The sequence below is a fragment of the Microseira sp. BLCC-F43 genome, from assembly GCF_041929235.1.
GTDB lineage: Bacteria > Cyanobacteriota > Cyanobacteriia > Cyanobacteriales > Aerosakkonemataceae > Microseira.
Window position 1 is genome coordinate 1 of record NZ_JBHFNP010000191.1, and the last position, 17,517, is coordinate 17,517.

General features: G+C 45.6%; 17 protein-coding genes, 1 tRNA gene and 1 pseudogene. 14 read left to right on the forward strand and 5 right to left on the reverse strand.

Annotation, left to right across the window (positions count from 1 at the left end):
• Nucleotides 1-482: 482 nt before the first annotated feature.
• Nucleotides 483-764, reverse strand: coding sequence for a hypothetical protein (locus ACE1CM_RS26250; protein ID WP_374881796.1), 282 nt, complete (start codon nt 762-764; stop codon nt 483-485).
• A 5-nt stretch (nt 765-769) separates the two neighbouring features.
• A complete protein-coding gene (locus ACE1CM_RS26255; RefSeq protein ID WP_374881797.1) occupies nt 770-1,450 on the reverse strand; it encodes a RibD family protein in 681 nt (226 codons plus the stop codon).
• Nucleotides 1,451-1,760: 310 nt separating this feature from the next.
• Between ACE1CM_RS26255 and ACE1CM_RS26260 the strand changes: the two genes are divergently transcribed.
• On the forward strand, nt 1,761-3,803 hold the full coding sequence (locus ACE1CM_RS26260) for an ATP-binding protein (RefSeq protein WP_374881798.1): 2,043 nt from the start codon (nt 1,761-1,763) through the stop codon (nt 3,801-3,803).
• Nucleotides 3,804-3,879: 76 nt separating this feature from the next.
• A complete protein-coding gene (locus ACE1CM_RS26265) occupies nt 3,880-5,139 on the forward strand; it encodes an RNA-guided endonuclease InsQ/TnpB family protein (RefSeq protein WP_374881825.1) in 1,260 nt (419 codons plus the stop codon).
• 6 nt (nt 5,140-5,145) lie between these two features.
• Here ACE1CM_RS26265 and ruvB read toward each other — a convergent pair whose 3' ends face one another.
• Entirely contained in the window at nt 5,146-6,258 is a 1,113-nt protein-coding gene (ruvB, locus tag ACE1CM_RS26270) for a Holliday junction branch migration DNA helicase RuvB (RefSeq protein ID WP_374881799.1), read from the reverse strand.
• 267 nt (nt 6,259-6,525) lie between these two features.
• Between ruvB and ACE1CM_RS26275 the strand changes: the two genes are divergently transcribed.
• Entirely contained in the window at nt 6,526-6,828 is a 303-nt protein-coding gene (locus ACE1CM_RS26275) for a hypothetical protein (protein WP_374881800.1), read from the forward strand.
• A 112-nt stretch (nt 6,829-6,940) separates the two neighbouring features.
• Here the strand turns inward: ACE1CM_RS26275 and ACE1CM_RS26280 are convergent, their stop codons facing one another.
• Both ACE1CM_RS26280 and ACE1CM_RS26285 read right to left on the reverse strand, forming a co-directional pair.
• Nucleotides 6,941-7,330, reverse strand: coding sequence for a hypothetical protein (locus ACE1CM_RS26280; protein ID WP_374881801.1), 390 nt, complete (start codon nt 7,328-7,330; stop codon nt 6,941-6,943).
• 50 nt (nt 7,331-7,380) lie between these two features.
• Nucleotides 7,381-7,778 (reverse strand): annotated as a pseudogene (locus ACE1CM_RS26285) (transposase); the annotation flags it as partial.
• An 89-nt stretch (nt 7,779-7,867) separates the two neighbouring features.
• On the opposite strand from ACE1CM_RS26285, the gene hisF reads away from it, so the two are divergent.
• The 11 genes from hisF (at nt 7,868) to ACE1CM_RS26340 (ending at nt 17,493) form a co-directional block, all read left to right on the forward strand.
• Nucleotides 7,868-8,638, forward strand: a complete 771-nt coding sequence (hisF, locus tag ACE1CM_RS26290) for an imidazole glycerol phosphate synthase subunit HisF (RefSeq protein WP_374881802.1) — start codon at nt 7,868-7,870, stop codon at nt 8,636-8,638.
• Between the two features lie 127 nt (nt 8,639-8,765).
• The gene (locus tag ACE1CM_RS26295; protein WP_374881803.1) at nt 8,766-9,017 is read left to right on the forward strand and encodes a hypothetical protein; all 252 of its coding nucleotides are present in this window, start codon (nt 8,766-8,768) and stop codon (nt 9,015-9,017) included.
• A 27-nt stretch (nt 9,018-9,044) separates the two neighbouring features.
• A tRNA-Ala gene (locus tag ACE1CM_RS26300) sits at nt 9,045-9,117 on the forward strand.
• Nucleotides 9,118-9,150: 33 nt separating this feature from the next.
• The gene (locus ACE1CM_RS26305) at nt 9,151-9,318 is read left to right on the forward strand and encodes a hypothetical protein (protein ID WP_374881804.1); all 168 of its coding nucleotides are present in this window, start codon (nt 9,151-9,153) and stop codon (nt 9,316-9,318) included.
• A 221-nt stretch (nt 9,319-9,539) separates the two neighbouring features.
• Nucleotides 9,540-9,677 (forward strand): hypothetical protein, encoded by a 138-nt coding sequence (locus ACE1CM_RS26310; protein ID WP_374881805.1) that lies wholly within the window; start codon nt 9,540-9,542, stop codon nt 9,675-9,677.
• Nucleotides 9,678-10,001: 324 nt separating this feature from the next.
• The gene (locus ACE1CM_RS26315) at nt 10,002-11,474 is read left to right on the forward strand and encodes an esterase/lipase family protein (RefSeq protein ID WP_374881806.1); all 1,473 of its coding nucleotides are present in this window, start codon (nt 10,002-10,004) and stop codon (nt 11,472-11,474) included.
• Entirely contained in the window at nt 11,471-13,360 is a 1,890-nt protein-coding gene (locus tag ACE1CM_RS26320) for an NACHT domain-containing protein (protein WP_374881807.1), read from the forward strand. The genes ACE1CM_RS26315 and ACE1CM_RS26320 overlap by 4 nt, the downstream gene beginning before the upstream one ends.
• Nucleotides 13,361-13,362: 2 nt before the next feature.
• Nucleotides 13,363-14,877, forward strand: coding sequence for a HEAT repeat domain-containing protein (locus ACE1CM_RS26325; protein WP_374881808.1), 1,515 nt, complete (start codon nt 13,363-13,365; stop codon nt 14,875-14,877).
• An 81-nt stretch (nt 14,878-14,958) separates the two neighbouring features.
• On the forward strand, nt 14,959-15,219 hold the full coding sequence (locus ACE1CM_RS26330; RefSeq protein ID WP_374881809.1) for a hypothetical protein: 261 nt from the start codon (nt 14,959-14,961) through the stop codon (nt 15,217-15,219).
• A 283-nt stretch (nt 15,220-15,502) separates the two neighbouring features.
• Nucleotides 15,503-16,651, forward strand: coding sequence for an RNA-guided endonuclease InsQ/TnpB family protein (locus tag ACE1CM_RS26335; protein ID WP_374881810.1), 1,149 nt, complete (start codon nt 15,503-15,505; stop codon nt 16,649-16,651).
• A gap of 614 nt (nt 16,652-17,265) precedes the next feature.
• A complete protein-coding gene (locus tag ACE1CM_RS26340) occupies nt 17,266-17,493 on the forward strand; it encodes a hypothetical protein (RefSeq protein WP_374881811.1) in 228 nt (75 codons plus the stop codon).
• The last annotated feature ends 24 nt before the right edge of the window (nt 17,494-17,517 follow it).

Genomic DNA, 17,517 nt, shown 5'->3' on the forward strand with positions numbered 1-17,517 from the left:
TTTCAGCTTAAGTAATAATACTGATAAACTTGTTGAATTAATCACTTTAAAGTCAGCATACTGCTCTTTTAGCTGCTGTTGCCTTTTTACACTTTTTTTTGGATATTCAGAGTTTATCCTGACAGGTGCAAGATGTGAGTAATCCTAAAAATCCGCGTTGTAAGATATTGTTTCCTTCTGCATCCTTACGGTTCACCCACCAGGTAAAATAAAGAGATAATTTCGGAAAAAATTCTGACAAAAAGTTTGTGTTGGCTTGAACTTAGATCTTTTCTTCTATTTTGTAAACGCGCGATGTAGCCCGCGTAAACAGGCGGATTAACATCAGCAAAATTACATGTTCGGTTGCATCGGTAGCGCGGTGAGCAGGTAAGCAGGTGAGCTATTGAGCAGGTGGGAGGAAAAAAACCGCTTCTCCCAGAATCGACTATATACAACCTATGCAACCGGACATGATATCAATCGCTGGCAATCGGGTGTGGTCAAAAGTTGTTGGTTGAGATTGACGCTCCTGAGGCGGTGACGCTCCTGAGGCGGTGAAATTTTTTCGATATCACCAACGGGTTTTGACCACACCCCTGGCAATCCGCTGTAAAAATGGTTTTGCCGTACGGATCGCGATCTTGACTTACGCCAAGAAATCCGGTTTCAGAGTCGATTTCTCCCTGACAAACCAACGATTTTTCGGAGAAACTGGGTTTCTCGATCAACTCAAGCAAACAATGGGGCAGGAAGCAGGCAGCCAACATTGTTTGCTTTTGCATCACCGTTACTTTCGTTGCCGGCGGTAATGTAGAAACAATTCATGCTCGACTTGAGAAACCGACAACAGTTCTAAACGCGGTGCTTGAACAGTTAAAAATCCTGCGCCTTCTACGGGAGTGGGAGCCACGGCGCCGCCGATAATTAACGGACAAAGGGTGAACCAGAATTCGTCGATTAAATCTTCTGCCACTAGGGAAGCAACGAGTTCGCCGCCGCCTAGAACGGCAATTCGCTCCAAACCCAATTGTGCCATTTCCGAGAAGGCAGCGTGCCAGTCAATGCCTTTATCGCCTCCATCAGCGACTAAAATGCGATCGAATCCCGGTTGTTGTTCCCATCGCTTTGCTCCTTCTCTTGTGGTAAGCAACCAACGAGGGATGGGTTGACTAAAGAATTTGAGTTGAGGGTTGATTTCGGCGTTGCGGGAGCAAATAATTTGGATGGGTTGGGGGGGTTGTCCTTGTTGTTCTCGTTGTTTGAGGAGTTCGGGGTTAGTCACGGGTAACACGGTTTCGCCATGGCGGATGGTAGTCGCACCGACTAGAATGACATCAGCTAAAGCGACTTGGGTTTCCAGGTGGGCTTTATCGTTAGGAGAACCGAATAGAGTGGGCGATCGTGCCGCATCGGTAATCTTACCATCGGCACTCATTGCTAGAATTGCTGTCGTGTGGGGTCGAGTCATCGATTTATGAGTTAGAGTCAGTTGGCGCTAATCACAAAACATGGTACTGCCGTTGTCGCCCATCAAGGCGACAAAGCAGATGGGTAATCTTGTCCCCTTCTATAATTGTGTTTATTACTCGTTGAAAAAGTAGACTGACTCAAGGCGTGGGACGTTGTCGCTCAAAAGATGGCAACAAACTCCCGATCGTAGGTGATAGAGGAACCTGTTTGAGCAGTCATTGGTCAAGCGGCGATAGTAATGACCGATGACAAGCGTGTCGGTAGAATTAGTTGGTGTTGGGGTTTACACCTTAAAATAGAGACGGTTTATGGCAAAGCCAGATAATTCTATATTCCATCGCCAAAGGCGATCGCCCATCTTGAACTTCATGGGTGAACCCCGGGAATCTTCCTTTCGTCGCATCCTGCTGTCGCGCATTTTGCTGCTCTCTGTCCCGGTTCTACTCGTGGGGGAGTACGTCACCTATCGCAAGGCACGCTCTAGCTTGCTGGAAACCGCTCGTCAAAACCTCACCGAAAGCGCCATCCGCAAAGGTGAAAGAATTGGCGAGGCAATTGAAGCGCTACAAGCTAACCTGATTACCTCCTCCGATACGGCTATTCTACAGTCAGGCTCAAAAGAGGAGTCGCAACAATTCCTGGAGCAGCTGCAACAACAACTGCCGACGAAGATTCAGTGCATTCAATTGATCGACTTACAGAGCGGTCAACCTGTCAACAGTACCTGTGGAGAACGAGGGATTGTGGCGCTTTCACCTTCTTTATGGCCTCAGCAGCAAACTCAATTGTTGCCCAGCCGCTCTAGCGTGCGCGTAACGACTCTACTCCATCCTAAATCCCCTCTGGGGGCACAGACAGCCCCTCCAAAAACTCCCAACGGTCAACTGCAACTGGTTTTAAGCGCACCCGTTTACAACCGCGCTGGGCGATTGCGCTACGCCTTAAGCATTCAGTCAAGTTTGTATCAGCAACGCAGTGATAAGCAAGGGTCGCTTTATGGCTCTACGGTCGTGATTGACCAAGACGGCACTATTTTAGAGCATCCGATTGCCGACCGAGTTGGACGTAATATCGCCCAGGAAACAGATGCGGCGCGACTGCAAAGCGTGCTGAAAAATGCCCTCGCTGGCGCGCAGGATTTTTTACACATATACGACTTTGAAAGCAAAAATATAGAATCGGTGGTAGGGTATACGGCAATACAAAACCCTATCAGTAAAAACCCAAAGGATAAATGGGTGATTTTAGCGGTTGCCAGCATAGACAACGCACTCTATGGCCTGGAAGAAATTAAACAGGTAATGTTCAATTTGATTTTGGGGTTGTTAGCGGCTAACTTATTGGCAACTTTGTATATATCTCGCGATCTGGCTCGTCCGTTGGAAAAACTGGAAGACTACGCCCTCAACGTCCAAGGTCGAGGGGGATCGGAACGGATACCGAGCAACTTTAAAATCCGCGAATTTAATCATTTAGCGATCGCGCTCAATACGATGGTGGATCGCTTGACGGCTTGGGCAGAACAGGTAGAATCGGCTTGGAAAGAAGCGCAAGCAGCTAATCAATTAAAAAGCGAGTTTTTGGCGAATACTTCCCACGAGTTGAGAACTCCGTTAAATGCAATTATTGGTTGTATTCGCTTGGTGAAAGATGGCTGCTGCGATGACGAGGAAGAAGAAAGAGAATTTCTCCAACGCGCAGATGATGCGGCGATTCACCTGCTGAAGATTATCAACGAAATATTAGATTTATCAAAAATAGAAGCAGGAACGCTAACTGTCGTAACCGAACCCTTGGATATGCGCTCGCTGCTGCAAGAAGTAGTCGATATGCAAATGGTTCAACTCGATCAAAAAGGTTTACAGTTGCATTGGGTTCCCCCAACTGAACCAATGCCGGTTCAAGCCGATCCGGCGAAGCTCAAACAAGTTGTCCTCAACGTGGTTAGTAACGCGATTAAATTTACCGACGTTGGTAGCATCTCGATTAAGATGGAAATCCCATCAGAGACAAACAAAGTTGTACTCACCGTCCGAGATACGGGATGCGGCGTTCCACCCGAACAACAGCAAAAACTGTTTCGTCCCTTTGTGATGGCTGACGGTACTAGAACCCGCAAGCACGGCGGTACCGGACTGGGATTGGCGATTTCGCGCAAGTTAATGGAACTGATGGCAGGTACGATAACTTTATACAGTCCAGGGGCGGGCAAGGGGACGACGGTTGAGATTGCCATGCCGGCGATTGCAGCAGCCCGCTTGAGCGGCAGCGGTAACGAAATACCGAGTAAGATTGGTGATGCTGATTCTGTAAGCGTTGCTAGCGAGTCTAACGTGCGTAATACCAAGTAACAAAATCTCTACCTATTTCGTTCAATCCTCAGCATTTCGCTCGCACTTTAACGCTCATTACTTCCTGCCCTCTGTGATGTATAGCCTGAAGTTAGAACTAAAGTTAAATAATAAAGAGAGGTCATTCCTAGCCGGTTGCGCTGGCTTTAGCCGCTTGGTATACAACTTTGGCCTATCGCTACTTGCTTCTTCGTGGGCGTTTGAGGGTATCAAAGCTAGTGATTCCAAGCGCTTAACCGAAATCGAGAAAGTCTTCACCAACCATGTCAAAACCAAGCCAGAATACGCTTGGATGAAAGAATATCCATCAGCCGTCTATTCATCAGCACTAAGAAATTTAGCCAAAGCTATTGACCGATGGCGAAAAGGTAATTCTGGTTTCCCCGGATTCAAATCAAAAAAACGGGGCGATAGTTTTACCGTCCTAAAAAAGTCAGGGGTGTATCCTGCCAAGGGTGAGCCGATGATGACCTTCACGAATCGTCAAATACTTTACCCAGGTAAGAAAATTTCCATCCCTGGCTTAGGAGAATTCAGACTAAAGAAACCAATTCCATTCTTATGTTCAAGCCAAACATTTACTGTTTCGAGAGTAGCCGACAAATGGTTTGTCTCTTTTGCGATCGACATTGACAAGATTCCACCGCTTTTACATCGAGTTCAATCGATTGGTATTGACTTGGGCGTTAAATGCTTTGCCACCTTGTCAAATGGCTCCAAAATCCTGGCGCCACAATCCCTAAAAAAGGCTCTAACCAAGCTAAGTAAGGAACAGTGGCGCAATCGAAACAAACAACTGGGTAACTGCAGCTCTGGGGTAAAAGCATCAAGAAATGCCTTAAAATACTACCAACGGCTGGCAAAAAGGCACGCTCAAATTGCCAACATCAGACGAGACTTTTTGCAAAAAATCACGACTGATATAAGTCTTAAATACCACAACATCCGGATTGAAGATCTGAACGTTCAAGGCATGATAGCTAACCAGAAATTATCTGAAGCTATTTCCAGTTTGGGGTTTTATGAGTTCCGGAGAATGCTGGTTTACAAGGCGGCGTTTTTTAGCACCAAGGTAGAATTGGTTGACAGATGGTTCCCCTCCTCCAAAACATGCTCTTGCTGCGGCAACATTCAGCCAATGCCTTTGGAAGAGCGCGTTTACTTTTGCCAGAGGTGCGGCGTTTCCATTGATCGCGATTTAAATGCAGCGCTCAATCTGGAAAATGCCCCAAAAACCCTTGTACGTGCGGCAAGCGCGGAATTTACGCCTGCGGACAGGTTAGGATCCGACTCCCCTGGTGGAAGCAGGAAGCAAACGTCAAAACAAATAAGTTGAGTAGCTTTATTCGTTTTGAGTAAGTTTTGTGTTGCACGAATATCCCAAATGCTTCCAAGCCGCAGTAGTGGCGACTCTCCCCCGTGGAGTGCGGTGAATAAACCCAATTTGCATTAAATAAGGTTCGTAAACTTCTTCAATCGTTTGGGTATCTTCACCCGTTGCGGCGGCGATCGCTTCCAATCCCACCGGCCCGCCTTTAAAATTGTTAATCATTACACTCAGCATGGTGCGGTCTGTCCAATCCAAACCGCAGGAGTCCACATTGTAAACTTCCAGTGCTTCGGCGGCTATTTCTAGATCGATCGCACCCGCAGCTTTGACTTGAGCATAATCTCGCACCCGTTTCAGCAAGCGATTGGCAATCCGGGGGGTTCCCCTGGAACGGCGGGCAATTTCCTCTGCACCTTCTGGGGTAATTTGAACCTTGAGAATTTCCGCTGTGCGTTGCACAATTAAGGTGAGTTCGTCTGGTTCGTAGAAGCGCAGGCGTTGGATCAGTCCGAAGCGATCGCGCAATGGCGAAGTCAATGACCCCACCCGCGTTGTCGCCCCGACTAAAGTAAATGGCGGTAACGATAAACTGCGAGTCCGCGCCGTTTGTCCTTTCCCGACTGTAATATCAACCCGAAAATCTTCCATCGCCGGATAGAGTAATTCTTCCGTCATCCTCGTCATGCGATGAATTTCGTCAATAAATAGAATATCTCCCGGTTTTAGACCCACTAACAACCCCACAATATCTCGCGGACGTTCTAACGCCGGTGCAGCCGTAATTTTACACCCCACCCCCATTTCCGCTGCCAAAATTAAGGCCATCGTGGTTTTTCCCAAACCGGGAGGGCCATATAATAATAGGTGATCCAGCGTCTCGCCTCGACCTTTTGCCGCTTTGATGGCAATTTCCAGCACAGTCTTTAAATCTTTTTGTCCGATATAGTCCGCAAGTCGCTGGGGTCTAATTCCTTCTTCTAATTGATCGAGTTCGTCGCTATTGGCGCTAGGTTGCAATAATTCTGACCGAGTTGGTGCATCGGCAGACTTGCGCTTGGCTTTTGACTTTTGCTGCTGCGGTTGACGATCTGGTTCGGTTGGCTGTTTAGAAGAAATTATCGCCATAATTGCCAATTTAGTTTAAGACTCGAAATATATCTGCTGACAGAACATTCTGTTTCGCCAGATGTGTTACTAGATAGTATCATTTCTCCCTAAATCGCTCAAATATCACTATCTCGCTCTTTACATAAAAACAAGTGTTATTGGTATAATCACAGGATATAGCCAAGTAAATTCAGAAAATGTACAGTCTGAAACTACAGCTAAAACTGCATAATAAAGACCGATCTAAACTAGCAGGCTGTGCCGGATTTTCTAGGCTAGTTTACAATGCAAGGTCTGTCACTCCTAACTCAATCTTGGGAATTTGAGGGAATTAAAGTCAGTAATTCCCAGCGTTTAGCCCAAATTGAGCAAGTCTTCACCAAGCCTGAGTACCCATGGATGAAACAGTATCCATCAGCTATCTATTCATCAGCAATAAGAAATTTAGCCAAGGCTATTGAACGATGGCGTCAAGGTGATTCAGGCTTTCCTAAATTCACATCAAAAGCGAGCGATATGCGCCCTTTGAGTAAGTTTTGTGTTGCACTCTCGATTATCAGATATTTTGTGACACTCCCCGCCCTATAAGGGCGAATTGGGAGCATTTCCCTTTTTGCTGAAACGGCAGCAATGCTGTTCGCTTAGGCATCTCAAAAGATAAATTTAGCTCCCCCTCAATCCCCCAAAACAGCGGGGGACTTTATCCCTCAACCCAAACGCCAATCGTTACATGCAAATCGTATTCCGGGGTAACCTGCAACCCTAATTCTTGTCGGATAGACATCAAGCAAGGCGAATAGACATTAAGCCACCAATACCTGCCATTCGTCTTAATTTCGTTAGAGTAATAAAAATTGATGCTTTGACTTGGGTAGGCACTCCATCTAAAATGATTGTTAACAACTTCACCTCTAACAACAGTTATGTGAGAGCCAAGCCTGGGGTGTTGTAATCGAAGTCCCAATTGCTTTTGCACAAACCAGCAGTAGTACAAGCCCAGATCGCGATCGCATTCAACAATTAACCATCCTATATTATTGGATTCTCCTTCCAGGGGAAAGTATTTTAGTGTGCCTTTCGCTAGTAGCATTGCTATTTACAAAGTGTATTATAAAACCAATGATAGCGCATTGGTCAACGATTTTTGACTAAGTTCTTGACCCTCAAATCTTCATAGGCTACCAAATCTAAGAATTGGATTACGCAACGCGCCAATAAGAATGGCGTGTTCTTCACGTTGCTGTACTCGCCCCAATCTGTTAATGGCTCTCCATCGGTTAGCAGAACCTTTCTTATGTCTGGAAACACGACGTTGCCACAACTTTAATCGCTTCTCATTAGACCGATAAAACTTAGGGTTAGGTTCAGTGTGTCCATTGCTCTGTACTGAGGCGATATAGCTCTTTTTGCCCTACACCTCGATTATCTATCCAGTGACGGACACATTTGTTACGGACAAACTGAGCTGTTTTGATTGCCTCGTCTACAGCAGCATATTGAGTTGTTTTTCCTTTAGCCTTAAACTCTAAAACGAGCATTTGCGTGGAAAAAATCTACGCAAATCTTCTATCTTATCAAAGCCGTCCAGGAAGGACGGGGCTAATAACCCATTTTTTGGTAAATTGCTATGCTAGCGAAAAGAATTTTGCCTTGTCTGGATGTCAAAGCAGGGCGAGTCGTCAAAGGAGTGAACTTCGTCGATCTCAAGGATGCGGGCGATCCGGTGGAACTGGCCCAAGTTTACAACGACGCCGGGGCGGATGAGTTGGTATTTCTGGATATTACCGCCACCCACGAAGACCGAAATATTATTATCGATGTCGTCTACCGCACGGCAGAACAAGTTTTCATCCCTTTGACAGTTGGCGGCGGGATTCAATCCTTAGAAACGATTAAACAATTGTTGCGCGCCGGTGCGGATAAGGTCAGCATCAACTCGGCGGCGGTACGCAACCCGGATTTTGTCAGCGAAGCGAGTTCGCGCTTTGGCAATCAATGCATTGTGGTCGCTATTGATGCAAGGCGCAGACAAGATCCCGATCGCCCTGGGTGGGATGTTTACGTGCGGGGTGGGAGAGAAAATACGGGAATAGATGCGATCGCTTGGGCAAAAGAAGTCGAGCAACGCGGCGCCGGAGAGCTTCTAGTCACGAGTATGGACGCCGATGGCACCCAGGCGGGCTACGACCTCGAATTAACCCGGACAATCGCCGAACAAGTCCAAATTCCCGTCATTGCTTCCGGTGGCGCAGGCAACTGCGAACATATTTACCAGGCACTGGGCGAAGGCAAGGCAGAAGCGGCGCTGCTAGCATCTTTGCTCCATTATGGGCAATTGACTGTAGCGGAGATTAAATCTTACTTAAAGAATCGTCATATGTCGGTGCGCGTGGAGTAAACTGCCTGCATTAAGGGCTACGCTGCTCAGAGCCAGATTTTGAGCCTTTTCGAGACAGTCGCCCCCTCTCTGGCAGGCACAATCGGCGACTGTTACAATAGGTAAAAGTGTTACATTTTATTAAAATATGCTGGCATTTATTCTAATATTTGTTGTTGCGTTAGTGGCCTGGTCGCTGCACCTGATGGAGCAGGCAGTCGAGCATAAAGAATTTTCTTTGATGCTGGCAGGGACTTTAGTAGCGAGCGCGGCGGCTGCCATGTTGGTGGTGTATTTCCTCATGGGCGACTGCATCAGCTATTTAACCACAGCCCATTCTCCCTATTCATCCTATTCTTCCCAAAAATTGGTAGACACCTACTTGACAAATTACCAATAGTTGAGGCAAGATAGTAAAGCACCGCAAGGGGTTATAGCTCAGTTGGTAGAGCACCTCAATGGCATTGAGGGGGTCAGCGGTTCGAATCCGCTTAGCTCCATAAAGAGCGATCGCATCTGGGATCGAAGAAAGGTTGAGTAACCGCGACTGGTTACTTGGGAAGCTGGCGGCGGATGCGGATATTTCTGGGCAACGGATCGGGGAGTTACTGGCAGGCGATCGCGCTTCCGATGTCGAACTGCAAAAGCTTGCCCAACGGTTGGCCAAACCGGATGGTACTGAATCCGGTTACAAGTTGTAATATCATGTCCGTTGAATAGCCCATAATAAAAAAACCTCACCGCGTCGTTGTGTAGGGAACATCATAGATATCTCAGACACACAAATAACGTTGATCGTGTTCCCTACTCCTAATTATGAGTAATCGACCGGACATCATATAAATTTAGCTTTTCTCGGCTAACTAGCGCGATCGCTCTCCATCATCCCTGGTTTGGGCAACGCCTGGAAGTAAGCTCTAGTGTGACAGTTGAGGAATGCGTACCAATTAAGTTGCAACTCTTAATTGAGCATGACGGTTGCTTTATGGCTGTAAAACGAGCCTTGACTGAGTTTTTCTGCGAGCGATCGTCACGAAAATGCGATCGCTTGAGAAAGTGACACAGTAATTTAAAATACACTCACTGTATTTACATACACTATGGGCGAGGTAGCGCTTAAAACCAAAGTGTTGAAGGAGTAGCCGTCGAAAATCTGAGAACGATCTGATTTTTATTCAACTTCTATTGCTGTTGTTACAGGGCGAAACCAAGCAGTAACTGATATCATGTCCGGTCGATTACCGATAATTAGGAGTAGGGAACACGAGCAACGTTATCTGTTTGTCCGAGATATCTATTATGCCTTGCCCCTACGCAACGACGCGGTGAGGTTTTATTATTATGGGCAATTCAACGGACATGATATGACTAGGAGTGTGAGAGCGTGGGAAAAACAGAGATGAAAGATATGGTAGTGCTGTTGCCTGGAATTATGGGCAGCGTGCTGCAAAAAGATGGTAAAGATATTTGGAATATCTCAACTGAGGCAATCTGGAGAGGAACTTGCGAGGTAGTTAGTCGGCGTTCGTTGTTTGAAGAACTAACATTACAGGAAGATGACCCAGAAAAATATTACTTGGACGATGGTATCAGGGCAACTGGTTTGATACAGGATGCTCGTTTGCTTCCGGGGTTCTTCAAGGTAGACGGTTACTCGTATATTCGGACTCAGATCATCAAAGACTTTAACATCACTCCTGGCAAGGTAGACGAAGATAAAAGAGCAAACTTTTTCGAGTTTCCCTATGACTGGCGACGCGATAACCGGGTTGCTGCTAGGTTGTTGAAGAAGCTAATCGACCAGAAGTTATCGAGATGGCAGGAAATACATCCGGGGGCTAAAGTCATTCTCATCGCCCACAGTATGGGGGGGATTGTTGCCCGTTATTATCTGGAACACTTAGGCGGCGCGGAGCATTGCAAGGCTCTGATTACTTTGGGTACGCCCTACCGAGGGTCAGTTAAAATACTGAACTATCTGGCAAACGGCTTCCGAAAGCGACCTCTTCCCGAACTGACTGAAGTGGTACGTTCTTTTACCTCAGCTTATCAGTTGCTGCCGATGTACCCAATGGTTAATGTCGATGGTAATTGGCAGCGAGTGGCAGAAGCGGATGGTATCCCAGGCGTGGTAAAAGAACGAGCGGAACAAGGACGAGAGTTTCTCTTGTCGCTCAAAGGCACGGGTGCATATCAAACCAAACCCATTGTTGGCGTGGGGCAAAGTACGTTTCAATCGGCAACGTTTGCCAATGGGAAACTAGAAGTGAGCAAAGACGCACTGCCAACCAATCCCAACAGTCAACAAGCGTTATCTCCAAGTTATGCCACTGGCGACGACACCGTACCCCTGTTGTCAGCTATTCCGCTTGAATTATCTGACCAACTGCAAGATGTGCCTTTGATAGAGTGTCACGGTTCGTTGCAATGTAATCCTCAAGTATGGACTTTAGTGAGGACTGCCCTCATGCGGCTGCAAGATACAATTAGTGACTTTCAAAACCCCAAAAGCATTCAATCTTTGTCACAACCAGCAGGTATTCGTCTCGATATTGATGACTTGTATCTCCCTGATGAGCCAGTGCAACTGCGTGCTGAAATTGTTAACGTGGAGTCTGAAACTCTCAATTCCACTGGGAACTTTGGTGGGCTAAACGCGATTATTACGCCAGTGCGGCTGAGTGAAGAACAGGAAGAAGTGGAAACGGAGTTGAAGCAAGAAGGGGATAGTCTATACGTGCTGACTCTCGATCCAACTGTTCTTGCTCCAGGACTGTACCGCTTGACTGTGGAAACGGCTAAGTCTCACGCTCAAGCGCCAACATCTGTACGCGATTTGTTCCAAGTGATGGGGTGAAGCAAGCTGTGGTTAGAAGAGTGCGGGAAGATGCGATGCAGTGGTTTTGGGACAAAAAAGATGATTTAGGTCTAGCTCGCTTCGTTATTTATTCTAAAGACTCAGAGGCGGTTAAGACGTTCATTGAAAAAGCAGTTAAATCGTCCCATCTACCTAAGAGTGGCTACGATTTGCATCAAGACCCTAACGACGGACGTAAACAGCTTGTCGAAAAAATTTATCATGCTTTGCGCGAGAACAAGGTTGAGTATGACCTGAATGAATATCATGAGTTGTCGGGGGACAGGCAACTGATCCGCACGCCGGAGGAAATTCTGGATACCCAAGGAAAAGGAACTTGCCTCGATTTGGCGATACTCTTCTGCGCGATTTGTTGGTATTACGATTTGCTATCCATCTTAATTCTGGTCGAGGGTCATGCCTTAGTCGCTGTGTCACTCACCCACAGTCTCCGGGATTGGGAAAACGAGGAACGTCGAGGGAAACAACTTTTCTGGGAAGGACTTGGAAGGCTTACAGACACTCGTGAACTCCAGAAGATGGTTAAACGAGAAGACTACTTGGCAGTCGAATGTACAGGTTTTGCCAAGAGTGAAACTCTGTCTGAGTGCGAGGATAAAAAGTTCCAACGAGAAGATGGGGTTTTGTCGTTTGACCAGGCGGTTGAATTGGGTTGTAAGCAACTGGAACGACCCTTAAAATTTGCCCTCGATATTCACATCGCTTACAACTTTTGGTGGTCTAAAGTAGTATGTCAAAATCGCCTCGAAGCTGAACCCATAAAGCGGTTGATTAACAGCCCTCTGACGAATGGGGAAAATCCTCTCCTAAAACTCTACGTGCCCCTGGGACTGATAGAGCGAAAACCGGACGCACAGCGCCGACGTAGCGAGAATGACTTTTCCCCAGAAGGGTCATCGTTCAATCAGCCAGATTATCAGTATGAAGTTGTCCGAAAGTACGAGCATAAAGAATTCTTCGAGGAAGTTCTCAAACAAAAGAGCAGCAGTAGGAGCCAAGGAAAACGACTGGCGATTGTTGGCGACCCCGGTGGCGGGAAAACTACCCTGTTGCAAAGGATTGCTTATTGGATTTTAGAGGAAAAACAAGGGTTGCCGATTTGGGTTCCTTTGGGTTCTGTAGAGGAAACAGATAAAGCGAATGAGGGTTGGCTGTATCGCTATCTCTCAGAAACTTGGCTAAAAAATGTAGCAGGAGAACCCGAAAAAACGCCTATAGAATGGCAGCAAACTTTTGCAGAACTACTCAAAAGTGGTCAGGTATGGCTGCTGTTGGATGGGGCAGACGAAATGGCGCTCAAGTCTCCTCTGATGAGGGTCAAGGAACAGCTAGCCAAAGGTTGGGCTGACTCAGTGAGAGTCGTACTAAGTTGTCGATTAAATCTGTGGGAAGTAGAAAAAGAGGCTTTATGGGAAAAATTTGATATTTACCGCACTCTGGAATTTAACTACCCTGACCAAGTACATCAATTCATTAACAATTGGTTTGGAGAGGACAATCCGAAAGCAAAGGGATTACAGGATAAGCTAGCAGAGGAGAATCGGAAACGCCTCCAAAATTTGGTTAAAAATCCCCTGCGGTTAGCGCTGTTGTGTCGCATTTGGAAAAAAGGTCTAGGCACTTTACCGGATACGAAAGCTGACTTTTATCGATTGCTTGTCGAAAACCACTACAAATGGAAGGACGACAGTACCAATGAAGAATTTGATATACCCGACGACCGGAAGAAAGAACTGAATCGAGCCTTGGGTCAGTTGGCACGAGACGCAATTGATAGGGAAGATTTTCGCTTTCGGCTGCGGGAAAGTTCGATTAGAAAGTATTTACACCGAATGAAAAGTTTTCACTGTTTTGGTGGGCGTTAAAGTTGGGATGGCTGCTTGATGTAGGTTTTCCAACAGAAGGAGAAACAAATTTAGGCGAAAAAGTCTATGCATTCTTTCATCCCACGTTTCAGGAATATTTTGCCTCTACAGTAGTTGATAATTACGACTTTTTCCTGCCTATTGAACACCGAGATAGACCCGAAAAAGATAAAAATAATCCAGAAATATATAAGCGATACCGTATTTTTTATCCGCATTGGAAAGAGGTAATTTTGCTGTGGCTGGGGCGACCAGAAGAAGAAGTGTCTGACAAGCAGAAGGAGGGGTTTATCCAGGCGTTGGTACAGTTTCAGGACGGGTGTGGTAAGTTTTATTGGTATCGCTCAATTTTTCTAGCGGCTGCTGGAATAGCAGAGTTTGATTGTAGCCGAAGTGATGAAATTGTAGCTAGTATTATTGCCTTAAGTTTTGGTTTCCTCCATGAGAAAAAACAAGAGTGGATGCAAATTCCAGATTGTATTGAAAGGGTAGCTAGATCAGCCCTGAAAGAGAGCGATCGCAAAAGAGTATACGCTCGGCTAGTAGCTCTACAAAACATCTGTCAAGATGGCAATACCAATTTTATAGTTGCAATGACCCTAGCTAACGTTGATTTAGAAGAAATGACTAAGGAAATCAGCAATAATTCAAATTCAATTAACGATATAACTGAAGATGAGATAAGCGATATGGTGCGCTTGAGTATTCAGACACTTCGCGTATGCCAGAATAAAATTAATCTTTTGTCCGAAACTAACAGCGAGCTAAATGAACGAGGACAGTTTAACATTCAAAATCTACACATTTATCAGAATGAAATCTATCTTTTAAATGAAATTGAATTCTTAGGAAAACATGGTAAGGGCTACTCAGAAGCCATTAACGCTTTGATTGAATTACTAGACAATAACTGGCAGAATCAGAGTATTTATCGGGAAATTGCTCTAAGCCTTGGTCGAATTGGTATCGAAAACCCAAAAGCTGTCAATGCTTTGATTAGAATACTAGACTTAACTCAGGATGAAGAAACCCGTCAAAACGTTGCTTTTGGCTTAGGTAAAATTAGTAATGACTACCAAAAATATATTGATACCTTGATTAAACTCCTGGACAGTAAGGATGAAGAAACACGTCTAAATGCCGCTTCAAGCTTGGCACGAATTGGCACTATTGACCCAGAAGCCATTAACAAAAGTGCTGATACCTTAATTGATCTACTTTACTCCTGTCAACGTCTGGAAACTCTTCTGCAAGTTCCGTATAGCTTGGAAGCTGTTTTATCATACAACCTGCTTCAAAAAACAGTTATAAAGTTGAAAAGGTATCTGAACGATGAAGTTGATAAAAACAATGACCGCTTTCATTTTGACCGTTTTAAGGCTTGCTACCAAGTCATCTGGTACTGCGCCCAAAACATGACCTACCCAGACTTCTATAAAGCTTGGCACAGTCAACCAAAGCACCGCAGTTGGTTCCAATGGCTTTGGCACAGAACCTCAACCAAGCTGCTGAATTAATTCAGAACTTTCAGGCTGCACTAGCTGATATAGCGTTTCTAATTGAGATGTAAAAATCCGCGCCGTACAGGGAGTTGAAATTTGCTGACTATAGAAAGCGATCGCACTATCGTTTTGGTGTTTTACCAAAACCCCACCGCAGAAGCTAGAGAGAGCTTTTCCCCTACGTTCCTCACAAACTTGAGCAAATTCGAGGGTGCGATTTGTGTCGTTACCGACCAACCCTTTGACCACATCCCCCTAAAATACTTTGCACCAAGCCAGCCGATTGAAGATGTGGTGGAGTGGATACGAGCGATCGCAATGGCACGTTTTAGCAGGATGAAGTGGCGCGGTCACTGATGAGTGTCAATCTCCTCCAATTTCTCCAATCATGCGTCTCACGCCTCAATCTGCTGCTGTAATTGTTGGATGCGATCGCCAGTTCCCAATCAAGTTTAATCAATTGCGATCGCACTTTCTATCTGAATGGGGGGTCTGGGGGGCTATAGGACTGCCACCAAGCCTGTCGGCTTTGGTGGCAGGTACATGGACACCCCAGGTAAAAAGCAGGTACAAGGGTGTACCTGCTTTTTACAATCCCTGCATCCTATGTTAAAATATTCAACATAGATTCAAACACACCATGCTAGTATTCGAGGCTAAATTACGAGGAACAGACGAGCAGTACGCCATCTTAGATGAGATGATCCGTACTGCTCGGTTCGTTAGAAATTCGTGCCTGCGGTACTGGATGGATAACAAAGGAGTTGACAGATACGACCTCAACAAATATTGCAAGGTACTTAGAGAACAATTTTCTTGGTGCAAGAAGCTCTCGGCTCAAGCTTGTCAAGCTAGTGCAGAAAGGGCGTGGAGTGCTATTGCAAGGTTTTTTGAGAACTGCAAGAAAAATGTTCCAGGTAAGAAAGGCTACCCTAAATTTAAAAAGCATCAAACCCACGGCTCAGTAGAGTACAAGGTTGATGGATGGGTGTTATCAGATGACCGATTAACCATTACGTTTAGGGATGGCTTCAAGGCTGGAACCTTTAAAATGTGGGGGACTCGCGTACTGCACTTTTACCAAAAAGAACAGATTAAACGAGTCCGCGTCGTGCGTAGGGCTGATGGATATTATGTTCAGCTTTCCATCGACACTGAGCGAATAGAGAAGCACTCACCCACAAATCGAATGGTGGGCATAGATGTTGGTTTAAACCATTTCTATACCGACTCAGATGGCAAAAAAATTGAGAATCCAAGGTTCTTGCTCAAAGCAGAAAAGGCATTAAAGCGCGCTCAAAAGCGTGTTTCTCGCAGAACTAAGGGGTCAAAGAATCGCAAGAAAGCCATAAAGAAGTTAGGTAGAAAGCATCTCACGGTATCAAGGCGGCGCAAAGACTTTGCAGTAAAAACAGCAAGGGCGCTTATCCAGTCGGCAGACTTGGTAGCCATTGAAGACCTAAAAGTGCGAAACATGGTTAAAAATCATCATCTAGCCAAGTCAATATCTGATGCTAGTTGGACATTGTTTAGGCAGTGGTTGGAGTATTTCGGGAAAGTGTTTGATGTGCCAGTGATTGCTGTTGCACCTCATTACACCTCTCAAAATTGCTCCAATTGCGGGCATGAGGTTAAGAAAGCCTTATCGACTCGTACTCATAAATGTCCACACTGCGGTTATATTGATGACCGCGACACGAATGCTGCCATCAACATTTTGGTGAAAGCATTGCAAGGCTTAGCTCAACTACCGTCGGGCAGACGGAAAGTTACGCCGCTAGGGAGATGACCCACTGTGCGGATGAGGAAACTCGTTTGGGCAAGGTCGCTCGTAGAGCCAGGAAACCCCGTCAGTGATGATGGGAATCCACCTCCATAATCGCAAGAAAAGGAGGTGGAGGATGTCAATCTCGGTACTCGACACAAACCCTAAGATAATTCACAGAATAATTCGATAATGACTAATATCAACAAGGTTTCTGACGTTTCGCCATCGTACTAAACCGCAGAAAACAATGGGGACACTCGTCTTGTACCCATAACGCCGGAACCGGGAACAAAGTCTCGCAGTTGGTACATTTCGATAATAATTTTGTTTGATCTGACCGTCGTGTGACATATGCAATCTGTTAACAGACAGGTGACGGTAAGACTGTTAACACCATAAACACTAGATATGTGGGTGTCTATCCTGGTAAAACTAGATGTAGTCACCAAATTTTAACCAAAGTTGTGGACAAAAAAAATGGTTAAAACAGGAGAGGCTAGAAGGGTACAGGGATTTCACCAAATGGCTGAAAGTCTTACTATTTGGCAATCAAACAAACGAGCACGGAGGGATTTGAACCCCCGACACCCAGAACCGGAATCTAAGTTCTTTGGCCTACTTCGTAGCATATTGGTATGATTTGTATTCTTTGCGTATCAAGCGATCGCCACGACGAAATCACCATTGAATACCTAGAAAGTAATAGGCAGCAACCTCGAAAGAAAATCCACGTGCTGTTTATTCGTCCCAGAGATATTAGGTTTCCGTGCAACGACTTTTCTGCTCGTCCTGAGCCTTTATGGGATATTGCTGGAGCATTTATTTCGGCAAACTATCCATTAGGCTGGCGTTGTAAAATTTAAGGAATCACCTAATCAAGGAATAAA